The organism is Streptomyces sp. NPDC031670, assembly GCF_055580545.1.
This window is the reverse complement of the sequence record NZ_JBVILC010000005.1, coordinates 376,337-390,223: the sequence shown is the minus strand read 5'-3', so window position 1 is coordinate 390,223 and position 13,887 is coordinate 376,337. Positions and strand designations below refer to the sequence as shown.

The 13,887-nt window shown below is 74.1% G+C and carries 13 protein-coding genes; 1 reads left to right on the top strand and 12 read right to left on the bottom strand.

Annotation, left to right across the window (positions count from 1 at the left end):
* Window positions 1-153: 153 nt before the first annotated feature.
* From ACZ5ID_RS13240 to ACZ5ID_RS13220, 5 genes are all read right to left on the bottom strand, one after another.
* A complete protein-coding gene (locus ACZ5ID_RS13240; RefSeq protein ID WP_468896873.1) occupies window positions 154-1,245 on the bottom strand; it encodes a C40 family peptidase in 1,092 nt (363 codons plus the stop codon).
* A 173-nt stretch (window positions 1,246-1,418) separates the two neighbouring features.
* Window positions 1,419-3,716 carry an outer membrane protein assembly factor BamB family protein gene (locus ACZ5ID_RS13235; protein ID WP_468896871.1) on the bottom strand — a complete coding sequence of 766 codons (2,298 nt, stop codon included), beginning with the start codon at window positions 3,714-3,716 and terminating at the stop codon, window positions 1,419-1,421.
* A gap of 78 nt (window positions 3,717-3,794) precedes the next feature.
* On the bottom strand, window positions 3,795-4,064 hold the full coding sequence (locus ACZ5ID_RS13230; protein WP_468896869.1) for a hypothetical protein: 270 nt from the start codon (window positions 4,062-4,064) through the stop codon (window positions 3,795-3,797).
* A 39-nt stretch (window positions 4,065-4,103) separates the two neighbouring features.
* Window positions 4,104-4,829 carry a TetR/AcrR family transcriptional regulator gene (locus ACZ5ID_RS13225; protein ID WP_468896867.1) on the bottom strand — a complete coding sequence of 242 codons (726 nt, stop codon included), beginning with the start codon at window positions 4,827-4,829 and terminating at the stop codon, window positions 4,104-4,106.
* A gap of 78 nt (window positions 4,830-4,907) precedes the next feature.
* The gene (locus ACZ5ID_RS13220; protein WP_468896865.1) at window positions 4,908-5,837 is read right to left on the bottom strand and encodes an AurF N-oxygenase family protein; all 930 of its coding nucleotides are present in this window, start codon (window positions 5,835-5,837) and stop codon (window positions 4,908-4,910) included.
* A 191-nt stretch (window positions 5,838-6,028) separates the two neighbouring features.
* Here ACZ5ID_RS13220 and ACZ5ID_RS13215 point away from each other — a divergent pair, with 191 nt between their 5' ends.
* The gene (locus ACZ5ID_RS13215; protein WP_468896863.1) at window positions 6,029-7,135 is read left to right on the top strand and encodes a ferritin-like domain-containing protein; all 1,107 of its coding nucleotides are present in this window, start codon (window positions 6,029-6,031) and stop codon (window positions 7,133-7,135) included.
* 45 nt (window positions 7,136-7,180) lie between these two features.
* On the opposite strand, the gene ACZ5ID_RS13210 is transcribed toward ACZ5ID_RS13215, so the two are convergent.
* From ACZ5ID_RS13210 to ACZ5ID_RS13180, 7 genes are all read right to left on the bottom strand, one after another.
* Window positions 7,181-8,629, bottom strand: coding sequence for a penicillin-binding transpeptidase domain-containing protein (locus ACZ5ID_RS13210; protein ID WP_468896861.1), 1,449 nt, complete (start codon window positions 8,627-8,629; stop codon window positions 7,181-7,183).
* Entirely contained in the window at window positions 8,626-10,005 is a 1,380-nt protein-coding gene (locus tag ACZ5ID_RS13205; protein ID WP_468896859.1) for an FtsW/RodA/SpoVE family cell cycle protein, read from the bottom strand. The genes ACZ5ID_RS13210 and ACZ5ID_RS13205 overlap by 4 nt, the downstream gene beginning before the upstream one ends.
* 180 nt (window positions 10,006-10,185) lie before the next feature.
* Complete coding sequence (locus ACZ5ID_RS13200; RefSeq protein ID WP_468896857.1) at window positions 10,186-10,530, bottom strand: SH3 domain-containing protein; 345 nt, start codon at window positions 10,528-10,530, stop codon at window positions 10,186-10,188.
* Between the two features lie 59 nt (window positions 10,531-10,589).
* Window positions 10,590-11,966, bottom strand: a complete 1,377-nt coding sequence (locus tag ACZ5ID_RS13195; RefSeq protein WP_468896855.1) for an ATP-binding protein — start codon at window positions 11,964-11,966, stop codon at window positions 10,590-10,592.
* Complete coding sequence (locus ACZ5ID_RS13190) at window positions 11,963-12,721, bottom strand: hypothetical protein (RefSeq protein ID WP_468896853.1); 759 nt, start codon at window positions 12,719-12,721, stop codon at window positions 11,963-11,965. The genes ACZ5ID_RS13195 and ACZ5ID_RS13190 overlap by 4 nt, the downstream gene beginning before the upstream one ends.
* Window positions 12,722-12,771: 50 nt before the next feature.
* On the bottom strand, window positions 12,772-13,422 hold the full coding sequence (locus ACZ5ID_RS13185) for a class F sortase (protein ID WP_468896851.1): 651 nt from the start codon (window positions 13,420-13,422) through the stop codon (window positions 12,772-12,774).
* Window positions 13,423-13,501: 79 nt separating this feature from the next.
* Window positions 13,502-13,840 carry a zinc-ribbon domain-containing protein gene (locus tag ACZ5ID_RS13180; RefSeq protein WP_468896849.1) on the bottom strand — a complete coding sequence of 113 codons (339 nt, stop codon included), beginning with the start codon at window positions 13,838-13,840 and terminating at the stop codon, window positions 13,502-13,504.
* Window positions 13,841-13,887 lie beyond the last annotated feature (47 nt).

Below are 13,887 nucleotides of genomic sequence, written 5' to 3'. Positions count from 1 at the left end.
GGCCGGCCGCGCAGTTCCCCGCGCCCCCGCGGGGGTACCGGCGAGGACGGGCGCGAGGGCGCGGCCGAGCCTTTCAGGGGCGCGGGGAACTGCGCGACCGGCCCCCACCGGCCCGCGGACGAACACGAGACGGGGTCCGGGGCGCGGCGGGGGCTACTCCTCCGGCGGCGCATCCGCCGCGTCCCCCTCGTCCGAATCCCCCGCCCCCGCCCCCGGATCCGGCCGCACCGCCCCCAGCAGAGGGTTCGACGCGATCGGCGAGACCGTCACCCGCGTCCCGGGCCGCGGCGCCTGCACCACCATCCCGTCCCCGACGTACATCGCCACATGGGTCGCCCCGGGGTAGTACACCACCAGGTCCCCGGGCCGGAGCGCCCGCAGCGGCACCCTCGGCAGCGAAGCCCACTGCTCCTGCGAGGTGCGCGGGATCGCGCGCCCCGCGTGCGCCCACGCCTGCGAGGTCAGGCCGGAGCAGTCGTACGAGGACGGCCCCTCCGCCCCCCACACATACGGCTTGCCCACCTGCCCCACCGCGTACCGCACCGCCTCCTCGCCCTCCGGCGACGGCGCCCGTACCCCGCTCAGCGCCCCCGTCGCCAGCAGATCCCGCTGCGCCTTCGCCGTGCCCTCCCGCTCCAGCGCGGCGAGCTCGGCCAACCGCTCCTCGCTCAGCGACGCCAGCAGGCCCTCCACGTCCGCCAGGCGCGCCCGCACCTCGTCCCGCGCCCGGCGCTTGCGTGCGGCCAGCGTCGCCTGCTCGTCCAGCGCCCTGCGCGCCTCCCGGGCGAGCGCGTCCGCCTGCTTCTCCGTGCGCGCGAGCCGCGCCAGCGCGACCCGGTGCTCGTCCGTGGCGCGCCGCATCAGATGGCCCTGGTCGAGCGCCCCCTGCGGGTCGCGGGCCAGCAACAGCCGCAGGTACGCGGAGAGTTCACTGCGGCCCTGGTACTGCTCCCGGGCCAGGCGCCCCGCCGCCTCGCGGCTGCGGGCCAGCGCGATCCGCGCCCGGGTCAGCCCGGCCGCCACCTTCTTCTCGTCCGCCGCGCGCAGCTTCAGCTGCTCCTCGGCCGCGTTGTACGCCTCGGAGGCCTCCTCGGCCTGCCGGTACAGCGTCTGCATCTGGGTCAGCAGACCGGTCACCGGACTCCGGGGCGGAGTGGGTGCGGCCTGCGCCGTGGGGACCGCCGACACGAGCGCCGCGGCGACGGCCGCCGCCGTGCACACCGTACGCAGGGATCTTTCTGACACGTGCTCACCTCCGGTCGGATGGTGGCACGGTGATCCGGCGGGGTGCGCGCCGAGCCGGGTGAATGGTGCGAATACTCCCCCCGTACGGCCGAACCCCGGTGCGGGCGCTTGCCGATCCGGCCCGGTACGGCTACGGGTGGTTCCGAGCGGCCCCGGATCTCGCCCGCGGTGCCCTAGCGCACCGGCAGCGCGTACAGCGTCGTCCCGTGCCACACCACCGCCGTGTCCGCGCCCGCCGCCACCGCCCGGTAGCCTCCCCGGTCCGCCAACTGCTCCTTGGCGCCCGCGTCCTGGAACTTCCACAGCCGCTCGCCGCTCGCCGCGTCCAGCGCGGTCACCTGGAACGGGTCGAGCGCCAGGACCGTACGGCCGGACGCGCTCGCCACCGCGTGGGTTTCCACCGCGCCCGCCGGGGCCAGGTCGGTGGACCCGACCCACACCTCCCGGCCGTCGGCCGCCGCGACCGCGGCGATCCTCGTGCCGTTGTCGGGCGCGTACACGACTCCCTTGGCCACCAGGGGGGTTCCGTAGAGCGTCGTGCCCCTGGCGCGCTGCCAGCGCGGCTTCGCCGTCTCCAGGTCGTACGCCTGGAGGCCGCCGCCCGCCGTGGTGAGCAGCACGCCGTCGGGCGAGAGCACCGCGTTGTCGGTGGGCAGCACCGCCCCGTACGACCGCGACCACAGGTCCTTGCCGGTCTTCGGGTCGACCGCGAAGAACTCCGCGAGCACCTGCTTGGCGCCCTTGGGTGGGCCGGCAGCCGGGCGCCGCGAGATCAGCCGGCCGCCGGCGAAGGTCGTCCACTCGAAGGTTTCGCCCCGGCCCAGGGGGCGCCGCCACAGGACGGTGCGGGTCGCGATGTCGTACGCGTAGAGCGCGCTGTCCTTGCCGGCCGTGGCGGTGAACCACACCGTCGTGCCGTCGTTCGCACGCACCTCGGGGGTGCCCATGCCGGGCGCGAGCCGGGCGTACGCCACCTTCTGGCGGACCGCGCCGTCCGCCACCGCGAACCAGGTGAACTCAGCGGGGCCGACGCCGAAGGCCACCGCCGGGTCCGCGCCCGCGGGCTGGAGCTGGGCGACACCGGCCAGTTCGGGGCGGTGCCACAACTGGCGGCCGGTGCGCAGGTCGACGCCGGTGAGCGCGGCGCCGGGCACGACCAGGACCGCGCCCTGGACGAGCGGGGTGCCCAGGAGCTTGCCACCGGGCACCGCGTACCCCCAGCGGGCGGCCGGGGGCGTCCCGGGCACCGGCCGGGGGAGGGCGGCGGGCTTGCCGTCGGCGGCGGGGGTCTTCGCGTCCGTGCCGTCCCCGTCGAACGCCAGCACTCCGGCCGCGCCGACCGCGAGCCCGGCCACCGCCGCGAGCCCGGCCGTCAGTAGCGAGCGCCGGTCGGCGGTGAGCCGGGACAGGACGCCCCCGGCGGGGCCGGCCGGGGCCGGGGCCCGCTCCGGCGGTACGGGCAGGGGCTGCGGGGCCGGGCGGGCGGGCAGCGGGGGAGCGGCCGGGTGCCCGTTCGTCCCGGGCGCGGGCAGCGGCGGCGCGGCGGCGGTCCGCGGCGCCCGGTCCGCCACCACGGCGCCGGGCAACTCCTGGGCCTGCGCGGCCCGTTCGGCGATGGCGGCCGTCAGGCGCGGGGGCAGCCAGCCGGCGCCGGGCGCCGGGGCCGGGCCGCCGGGGGACAGCTCGGCGGCCACCTCGGCCGGGGCCGGGCGCGCCCCCGGCGACTTGGCCAGACAGCGCCCGAGCAGCGGGCGCAGCGCGACCGGGACCGGGGTGAGGTCGGGGACGGCGTGCGCGATGCGGTGGGCGGCGGCGTCGGCGGGCCCGGAGTCGAACGGCCCCGCGCCTCCCGCCGCGTACGCGAGGAGCATGCCCAGCATGAAGACGTCGGCGGCCGGGCCGGGCTGCTCCCCGGCGACCTGTTCCGGCGTCAGATAGCCGACCGTGACACCGAGCCGGCCGCCCTCACCGGCGCTCGCCGCGCTGGCGCCGCCGAGCACGCCGAAGGCGGTGACCAGCGGGCCGTCGGCGGTGAGCAGCACGACGTCGGGGCCCAGGCCCTGGAAGGCCTCGCCGGTCACCGCGTGCGCCCGCTCCAGGGTGGCGGCGAGCGCCGCGCCCAGGGTGCGCACGGCCGGTTCGGGCAGCGGTCCGGCGAGCGCCACCGCCTCGGCGAGGGTGAGCGCGGCCGTGAACGGGGTGGCCAGCCACGGCAGCCACTCCTCGGGGCCGGTGGCCAGGACGGGCGGCACCCAGGGTCCGGCGAGCCGCTCGGCGGCCCGTGCCTCGGCGCGGAAGCGGTTGCGGAAGGCGGGCAGCGCGGCGAGGTCGGGGCGGGCGGCGGTGACGCAGACCCCGCGCCCGTCCGCCCCGTGGGCGAGGTAGACCCGGGCGGTGCCGGTCTCGCGCAGTCTGGCCCGCATCCGGTACGGACCGAGCTCGCGCGGTTCCTCGGCGGTCAGCGCCTCCATGGTTCAACTCCCCCTGCGGCACGGCGTGGACCAGCGAGCCTATCGCGCCCCACGGACACCGCTGAGCACGCGCCGGGGCTAGGCCCGGGGCCGGGGCCTGCTCCAGGGCCAGCGGCGCGGCTCGCGCCCCTCGGGCACATAGGTGTACTTCCAGCCGCGCGGCAGTCCCAGGCGCTTGCTGTGCCCGGCGGGTTCGAGCCGGTACGCGTGGACGGCCGGCGGCCCGCCGGCGGCGTCCGGGACCGGGACCTCGTACCACTGGGGCGGCTTGCCCGTGGGGCCGAGCAGCACGGGCAGGACGCGCCCGTCCAGGGGGCCGCCGACGAAGAGGGTGTTCTCGCTCTGCACGCCTCAAGTGTCACACCACCACGGTCCGCGCCGCGCGCGTCAGAGCAGGTGGGCGGCTTCGGAGAGGACCGGGATCACCCGGCGGGCAAGCAGTCCGGCCGGGCCGTCGCCCGACTCCAGGGCCAGGGCCGCCCGGACGACGGCGGCGGCCTGCGGGTCGGTGGCGGCGGTCGCGGTGAGCAGGGCCACCAGATGGTCCACCAGCCAGTCGCGCAGCTCCGGCAGCGGCGGCTGCTTCTCCTCGTCGAGCCAGATGAGGGAGGCGGCCTCCACCGCCGCGATCCAGGTGCGCACCATCATCCGCAGCCGTGCACCCGGGCTCTCCACCCCCAGGTGGAGGAGGATCTGCTCGGCGGCGGCCCGGCGCACCTCGTCGACTATCGCGGTGGTCCGGGAGGTCTCGGCGACGCTGCCGCCCTGGAGCAGGGCGGAGAACCCGGCGTCGTGCTCGTCGACGAAGGCGAGGTAGCGGTCGAGCGCGCGGGTCAGGCGCTGGGTCAGCGGGCCGCTCTGGGCCTGCGCGAAGCAGAGTTCGAGCTCGTCGGCGGCCGAGCGCAGCGCCGCCTCGTACAGCTGCTGCTTGCCGCCGGGGAAGTAGCGGTAGACCAGCGGGCGGGAGACCCCGGCGGCCTCGGCGACGTCGTCGAGCGAGACGTCCTCCGGGGCCCGGTGGGCGAACAGCGTCAGCGCGGCGTCGAGGAGCTGGGTGCGGCGCTCCTCGACGCTGAGCCTGCGGTACGCGGGGGTGGCGGCCGGTGAGGTCATACGGGCAGCGTAATCCCCGGGTCCCGGTTCGAAGCCGGTGCTCGGGCGCGGTTGGCCGGGAGTGAAGGGCATCCGGGCTCAGGCCAGTAGGCCCGAGCTCTGCCACAGCCGGCGCCCGACCCCGCGCAGCACACCGATGTCGTCGAGGAAGTCGGTGAGCCGCCTGGCGCCGTTCTGCATGACCTCGCGCCGGTGCCCGCTCGCCTTCACCTGGGCGACGGCCTCACGGCGGTCCAGGCCCACGTTCTCGTACACCTGGGGGTTGACGAAGCAGGTGGAGAAGACACGGGCCGCCTCGCCGCAGCTGACCCGGGTCAGCTCCCGCTCCCAGGCGGGCGCGGTGACCATCTGGCGGCGCAACTCCTCGCGGGCGTACCGGACATGGCGGGCCTCTTCCACCACGTGGATCCGGGTCACCCCGCGCATCAGGCTCTGCACCCGCTCGTCCGGGAAGGTCAGCCGCTGCATCCAGTCGAGGATCTCCTCACCGAGCAGGGTGGCCGCGAAGGAGCCGGGGGTGGTGGAGACGGTCTTCAGCACGCGCGCGAGGTTGTGGTAGAGCCGGGGGACCGGGTAGGCGGGCGAGCCGGCCTTCTGGATCACGCGCGCGAACATCATCGAGTGCCGGCACTCGTCGGCTATCTCGGTGAGCGCGTAGCGGACGTGCTTGCTGGTCACCGGCTTGTCGTAGATGTGGCGCACCAGGAGCTGCATCAGGATGATCTCGAACCAGATGCCGAGCGAGCCGAGCGAGGCGGCCTCGTGGCGGGAGAGCTCCATGCGCTGGTCCTCGGACATCCGGCGCCACATCGGGGTGTCGTAGAGGGAGAGCAGCTCCGGCGGCCAGAACCACTTGCCGTCCTCGAAGGGCGCGCTCCAGTCGAGCTCCTTGTCGGGGTCGAAGGAGTGCTTGGCGGACGACGCCAGGAGCCGCTCGGCGACCTCCTCGCGGTCCCGGAGCAGTCCGAGCGCGTCGCGGAGCGCGTCGCTTGTCGTCACGGTCGTCATGGGCGGGGCACCTCGGTGAGTCGGCCTCGAAGGGGGTTACCGGCGGTCAACTCTTATGAGACTGCCTGTCAGCAAGCTCGTCAATCCCTTGGGCCCGACTTGTTGACCCGGCGTCTACCAACGTGTGAGCCTGCCCATGAGCCCGCGTGTAACGGTCGGTCAGGGAAATCCGCGACGCGAAGGAGCCGCACGTGTCGACGCACGACCTGTATGTGAACGGCCCGCAGGACCCGCTCTGGGAGGTCCCCGCCTCGGGCGCGGCCCGCTTCAGCTGGGACTATGACGACGGCCGCGAGCGCCTCCTCGCCCTGTACCAGAAGGGCAAGGACAAGCAGTGGGACGGCGCCAAACGCATCGACTGGGACATCGAGGTCGATCCGTACGACCCGCTGGGCACCCCCGACGAGGCGATGACCCTCTACGGCACCCGCCACTGGTCCAAGCTGACCGCCAAGGACAAGGCCGAGCTGCGCCGGCACTACGCCTCCTGGCAGTTCAGCCAGTTCCTCCACGGCGAACAGGGCGCGATGGTGTGCGCCGCGCGGATCGTGGAGTCGGCGCCGGACCTGGACGCCAAGTTCTACTCCGCCACCCAGACCATGGACGAGGCCCGGCACGCCGAGGTCTACAGCCGGTTCCTGCACGAGAAGATCGGGATGCTCTACCCGGTCAACGACAACCTCCAGGGCCTGCTCGGCGACACCCTGCGCGACTCCCGCTGGGACATGCCCTACCTCGGGATGCAGGTCCTGATCGAAGGGCTCGCGCTCGCCGCGTTCGGCATGCTCCGCGACACCACCGACAAACCGCTGCCCAAGCAGATCCTGGCGTATGTGATGCAGGACGAGGCCCGCCACGTGGCGTTCGGACGGATGGCCCTGCGCGACTACTACAAGCAGCTCGGCGAGGCCGAGCTGCGCGAGCGCGAGGAGTTCGTCATCGAGGGCTGCTATCTGATGCGCGACCGGCTGCGCGGGGTGGAGGTCCTGGAGAACTTCGGCATCCCGAGGGCGGAGGCCGAGCAGTTCTCGGAGCAGAACGAGTTCCTGCACCTGTTCCGCAAGCTGCTCTTCAGCCGCATCGTCCCCTGTGTGAAGGACATCGGCCTGTGGGGCAAGCGCCTCCAGCAGGCGTACGTGGACATGGGAGTGCTGGACCTGGGCGACTCCAACCTCGACCTGCTGATGGCCGAGGACGAGGAGATCGCCGACCGCCTGGACGCCGAACGGTTCGGCCGGGAGGAGACGGCGCGGGTCGCGGAGGTCGAGGAGGCGATCGCCCAGGGCTCCACGGGCTGACCCGCGCCACCGGGGGGACCCCGAAAACACCTCGGCAGGCGGCGCTCACCCGGCGAGCGCCGCCTCCATCACGGCCTTCGCGATCGGGGCCGCGTCCCCGCCGCCGCTGATGTCCGCGCGGTTGGCCTCCGCGTCCTCGACGACCACCGCCACCGCCACCGCGGGCTGGCGCGTCTCGCGGCCCTGCGCCCAGGAGATGAACCAGGCGTACGGGTGGCCCCGGTTGCCCACGCCGTTCTGCGCGGTGCCGGTCTTGCCGCCCACCTTCGTGCCGGGGATCGCCGCGTTGGTGCCGGTGCCCTTCTCCACCACGTCCACCATCAGCTGCTGGAGCCGCACCGCGGTGGCCGGGTTCATCGCCTGGCGGTAGCCGCGGGGACCGTTCGAGGTGACCGTGGTGCCGTGCGCGGTGGTCGTCCGCTCCACCAGATAGGGCCGTCTGAGCTCCCCGCCGTTGGCCACCGCCGCGGCGACCATCGCCATCTGGAGCGGGGTCGCCGTGGTGTCGAACTGGCCGATGGAGGAGAGCGCCAGCTGGTCCGGGCCCATCTTCTTGTCGAAGTTGGACTTGGCCACCGCCGAAGGGATCCGCAGCCCGGTGTCGTTGAAGCCGAACCGCCCCACCGCCTCCAGCATCCCCGGCAGCCCCACCTTCACCCCCAGATGCGCCATCACCGTGTTGCAGGAGACCAGTACGGCGTACGCGAGTGAGGCCTTGCCGCACCCCTCGGCCTCGTTGGGCAGCCTGGTGCTGGTGCCGGGCAGGACATAGGGGTCGGGCGTGGTGGTCGGGGCGTCCACGTCGGTGACGGCGCCCGCGTCGAGCGCCGCCGCCGCCGTCACGATCTTGAAGGCGGAGCCGGGCGGATAGGTCTGCCGGATCGCCCGGTTCAGCATCGGCTGGTCGGGGTCCGCGTTCAGCGCGTCCCAGGCGCTCCGGACCGCCCGCCCGGTCCCCGACAGCCGCCCCGGGTCGTAACTGGGGCTGCTGACCAGCGCGAGGATCCGGCCGGTGAGCGGATCCAGGGCCGCGACCGCGCCCCGGCGGCCCGAGAGGCCCTGGAAGGCGGCCCGCTGCACGGCCGCCCGGATGGTGGTGACCGCGTGGCCCGCCCGGCGCCTGCGGGTGAGGCCGCCCCACAGGGGCCTGAGCAGCGGGGAGGTGCCGGAGAGCACCGGGTCCTCGGCGGCCTCGACCAGGGTGGTGCCGTACACCTGCGAGGAGTAGCCGGTGACCGGCGCGTACAGCGGCCCGTCGGTGTACGTGCGCTCGTAGCGCAGCGGCTGGCGGGTGTCCTTGGAGCCGGTGACCGCGTCGCCGTCCACCAGGACGTCACCGCGCGGCTGGCCGTAACGGGCGAGCGCAATACGGCGGTTGGCGGGGTTGGCGTCGAGCGCGTCGGCCTGGAAGACCTGGACGCGGGCCGCGTTCACCAGCAGAGCCACCAGCAGGACCAGACAGCAGGCGGCGGCCCGCCGGATGTAGCGGATCATCGGCTACCCGTCCGGACGGGGGCGGGCGCACCGGCCGCCACGGCCGGGCGCGGGGTGCGCGCGCTGTCGCTGATCCGGATGAGGAGCGCCACGATCACCCAGTTGGTGACGACCGAGGAGCCGCCCTGGGCCAGGAACGGCATCGCCATGCCGGTGAGCGGGATCAGCCCCGTCACCCCGCCCGCGATCACGAACACCTGGAGGGCGAGGATCGAGGCGAGACCGACGGCGAGCAGCCGTCCGAAGGGGTCGCTGAGGGTCAGCGCGGCGCGGTAGCCCCGGGCGACGAGCAGCCCGTACAGCAGGAACACGGCGGCCAGCCCGGCCAGGCCCAGTTCCTCGCCCGCCGTCGCCAGGATGAAGTCGGACTTCGCGGCGAACCCGATCAGGACGGAGTGCCCGGCGCCCAGGCCCGTGCCGAGCATTCCGCCCGCCGCGAAGGCGAAGAGCGACTGGGCGAGCTGGCCGGGGCCCCGGCCGGCCTCGATGGAGGCGAAGGGGTGGAGCCAGTCCTCCACCCGGCTGTGGACGTGCGGTTCCAGGGAGCCGACGGCCGCCGCGCCGACGGCCGCGAGCAGCAGCCCGACCGCGATCCAGCCGGTGCGGCCGGTCGCCACGTACAGCATGATCACGAAGAGGCCGAAGAAGAGCAGCGAGGTGCCGAGATCGCGCTCCAGGACCAGGACGCCCACGCTGAGCAGCCAGATCGCCACGATCGGGCCGAGCACCCGGCCGGTGGGGAGCTGCAGACGCCAGACGCGGCGGCCGGTGTACGCGAGGGCGTGGCGGTTGGCGGCGAGGTACCCCGCGAAGAAGACCGCGAAGAGGATCTTGGCGAACTCGCCCGGCTGGAAGGAGAGTCCGCCCAGCCGCACCCAGATCTTGGCGCCGTTGACGGCCGGGAACGGGATCGGCACCGCCATCAGCGCCAGCGCCGAGGCGGCCGAGAGGTAGGCGTAGCGCGTCAGGACGCGGTGGTCGCGCAGGAGGAGGACGACCAGGGTGAAGAGCCCGACGCCGATCGTCGACCAGACGAGCTGGGAGGAGGCGGCCCGGCTGTGCGGGGTCTCCAGGTCCAGACGGTAGATCAGGACCAGCCCCAGCCCGTTGAGCAGCACCGCGATGGGCAGCAGCAGCGGGTCGGCGTACGGGGCCCGCCGGCGGACCGCGAGGTGGGCGAGGAGGGCCAGCAGTCCGAGCCCCGCGCCGTAGCGGGCCGCGTCGGGCGGGACGGCGCCGTTCCTGGCGAGGCCGACGCCGGCGTATCCGTAGACCGGGGTGAGGACGGCGCAGACCAGCAGCGAGAGTTCGACGCCCCGGCGTCGGGCGAGGTGCGGGGCGGGCAGGGGTTCGTCCGCCGCCGTCGGTGCGGTCATGTCGGGCAACGTAGCAAGCCGGGGCCCCTCTGTCCCCTTATGTCATAGTGTGCCGAGGGTGGGGATGGTGACGGGCCCTCACGGAGGGATACGGCCATGGGGCCCGTCGGCGGGGGCCCGCCCACCCCCGAGGAGTTCACGGCCGCGAAGGCGTGACGGCTCGGACGGGGGGCCGACGGCTCAGCACCAGCGGGGCACCGAGCCGATGTTGGCGATGTAGTACGCCGAGGCCCAGGCCCAGGTGCCGTCCTCCAGCAGATACCAGATGCCGTTGCCGTTGACGCTGCTGCCGCGGGTCTTGCAGAAGATGTGGACGATCGAGCCGTGCGGCGCGAACCCCACCACCCTGCTGCTGCGGGTCGGCTTGTCCCGCAGGTACAGGCCGGACGAGGCCGTCACCCGGCCCTTGTAGGAGGCGCTGGGGGCGGATGGTCCGGCGGCGGCGGGAGCGGCGGCGGCGAGGGCGGCGACCGCCCCGGCGGCCAGGCTCAGACCGAACAGGGCAAGCGGGTTACGTGGGGACACAGTGCCTCCTGGGGAGGGGAGGGCCGCGCTCCGCGGCTCCTTGGCTCGCCCCGCTCACGTTAGGTTCGCTCGTTGCCGCCCGCAAAGCGCTCAGGGGGGCGGTGACCGCCGGACGGAGTACGCGCCCCTCCCGTGCCACCCGTTCCCGCCTGCCCGTCCGGGTGCCCGGGGTCCTGCGGACCGCCGTCCGGGTCCACGTACTCCGGGAGGGTCAGCCGCGCCAGCGCGCCGCCGTCCGGGGCGTTGCCGAAGCTCAGCTCCGCCCCCAGGACCGCGGCCTGGCCGACCGCGATGGTCAGGCCGAGCCCGTGCCCCTTGTTGCCGCCCTCGGTCCTGAAGCGCTGCGGGCCGTGGTCGAGGAGATAGGCGGGATAGCCGGTTCCGTGGTCCCGCACCGTCACCACCGGCCCGTCCACCGTCAGCTCGACCGGCGGCGCGCCGTGCTTGTGGGCGTTGCCCAGGAGGTTGCCCAGGACCCGTTCCAGACGGCGCTTGTCGGTCTCCACGAAGGTGTCGCGTACGACGGTGAGTTCGGTCGCCGTCCCCGAGGTCCGCACCACGCGCTCCACCAGCGGCCCCAGTTGCTCCAGGTCCGGTTCGACCCGCTCGCTGCCGGCCTCCAGCCGGGAGATCTCCAGCAGGTCCTCGGTGAGCGAGCGCATCGCGCGCACCCGGTCCCGTACCAGCTCGGCGGGGCGTCCCTCGGGCAGCAGTTCGGCCGCGGCGTGCAGCCCGGTCAGCGGGGTGCGCAGCTCGTGGGCCACGTCCGCGGTGAACCGCTGCTCGCTCAGCAGCTTGTTCTGGAGCGTCCCGGCCATGGTGTCCAGCGCCCCGGCGACCGTGGCCACCTCGTCCTGGGGCCGTGAGGGGTTCTTCGTACGGGGGTCGTCGACCCGGGCGTCGAGGTCGCCCGCGCCGATCCGGCGGGCCACCGTCGCCGTCTGGTGGAGGCGGCGGGTGACCCGGGTGACGCCGAAGACGCCGACCAGCAGGGTCGCGCCGATGGCGAGGATCGATGAGCCGAGGATCGCCTGGTCGAGGCCGGTGATGGTGCGGGCGCTCTGGCTGTAGTCGATGGAGGCGGCGATCGCCCGGCCGTCGGCGGGACCCGCCGCCCACATGGTGGGCCGGCCCCGGTCGTCGGCCACGATCGTGCCGCGCCTGCCGGAGACGGCGAGGGCGCGCAGGGAGGCGGGCAGGTCCTGCGGGTCCAGACCGGAACCCGGCGGCAGCGGCTCGCCCGCCTCGTACGCCCGCGAGACCTCCTCCAGCTTGTCGAGCGCCTTGTCGCGGGCCTGGCCGACGGTCTGCCGGGTCACCGAGACATGGACGAGCACACCGAGCAGCGCCGCGAGCGCGCAGCACATCACGGTGATGAAGACCGCGGCCTTCCAGGTGAGCGTCGCCGTCCAGGCCGGCAGCCGGGGGCCCCTCACCGGACACTCGCGGTGGCGTGCGGGGAGCGGTCGGCGGACGGGCTCGGGCCCGGGCTCTTGGGGCGGGGGCCCAGGGAGTGCTGCGGCTCGACCCGGATGATCTCGTCGCGGGTGGGCAGCATCGCGCGCTGGTGGTCGTCCCACGACCAGGCGGTGCGGTACTCGTACCCCGGGATGCCCGCCGAGACCGAGTGCAGGATGACGTCCCGCCCGGCCAGCTCCACGCCGATCAGCTGGTCCGAGGTGGACATGATCCGGGTCAGGGCGCCGCGGTCGGGCATGTAGCAGCGCACCGCGAGCTGCTGTTCGGGCATCTTGATGCCGAGGATCAGCTCGTCCCTGCCGTCGCCGGTCAGATCGCGGTAGTACGCGCGCAGCACCGGGCAGGCCTTCGGCTTCTGGCGGCACCGGTTGAGCTGGTGAACCGTTTCTTCGTAGAGGCCGTCGGCGCCGGTGTACTGGTCGGGGTGGGCGCGCACCTCCGCCTGGACGACCGCGACCGGGTCCAGCGCGCGGACGTCGCCGCCCGGGACCCGGATACCGGGCACCCGTTCCGTCTGGCCCTCGCCGTAGTCCTGCGGCGTCGTCGTCGGCTTGGGCAGGTCCGGCCAGAGGTGGACCGGACCGACCGCCGTCGGGGTCGCGCCCGCGCCCTCCAGGCTGCCCGCGTTGCCGCAGCCGGAGAGCAGCAGGGCCGCGGCGCCGGCGGCGAGCAGCGGGAGCGCTGCGCTCAGGGGGCGGCGGTGGCGGGTCAAGGTGCTCCTGTCGTGCGGACGGCGGCGCCGCGAGCGGCTCCGCCTCCGGGCTACTCCACCTTCACCAGGTCGGCGTAGAAGATGATGTTGGCCGAGCGGTGGCCGTTCTTGATCGGGCCGCCGCAGGTGATGAGGCGGAGTTCCGGGCGGTCGGTCTTCCCGTAGACCTTATTCGTAGGGAAGTCTGTTTTGTCCACTTGCTGGGTCTCGCGGATCGTGAAGACGGCCGTCGAGCGGTCCGCCCTGCCGACCTTGATCACATCCCCGACGTGCATCTTCCGCACGTCACGCATGAGCGCGGGACCCTCGGCGGTGTCGTAGTGCGCGACGATCACGGACGCGCCGGTCTCGCCGGGGGTGACGCTGCCGGTGTACCAGCCCGCCAGCTCCGCCTTGTCGACCGGCGGCACCTCCAGCTCCTGCTTCTCGTCCAGCCCCAGCCGCAGCACCGGGCCGGCGTCGACACCTGCGGACGGTATGACCACCCGGGTCGGCTGTGCCGCCTTCAGCGGGCCCACCTGCTGGCGGGCCCGGCTGGTGGCGGTGTTCCGCACGGAGACGTCGGGGGCCTTGGCCTCCGCCTTGGACGAACCCGAGCCGCAGGCCGCGAGCCCACCGCCCACGGTGAGGGCGAGCGCGGCGGCGGCCACGAGCCGGGCCGTGCGGCGCGGACGGGAGCGGGAGGGAGTGGACGTGGTCATGGCCACCACCGTAGGAGGTCCGTGTCGCGGACCCTTCCCGTCCTTGTCACAACTCTCCATGACCGGGGCGGAAGTGCCGCTACTGCTGGTACGGGTTCTGCCCCGGAGCGCCCTGAGCACCCGGAGCGTGGCCCTGCATCTGGCCCTGCGGCTGCTGCTGCGGCTGGTGGCCCGGCTGCGGCCCGGCGGCCATCGCGAGGAGCTGCTCGGCCTGCTCCTTGGCGATCTGCTGCTCCAGCCCGCAGAAGGTGCACTGCGTGCGGTACTTGGTGGAGACCGGGAAGAGCGGGATGAAGAAGAACGTGAACTTGGTGACGTACTTCCGCAGGCCGTGGGCGGCCGGATTGCCGCAGTTCCCGCAGACGAGCGTCATCATGGCGAGCTGGTACAGATATCCCCTGGTGCCCCAAATGAGCATTGGACGTCCCCTCCCGAGGTGAAGCGGCGCGCGTCGCGCGCGGTGGC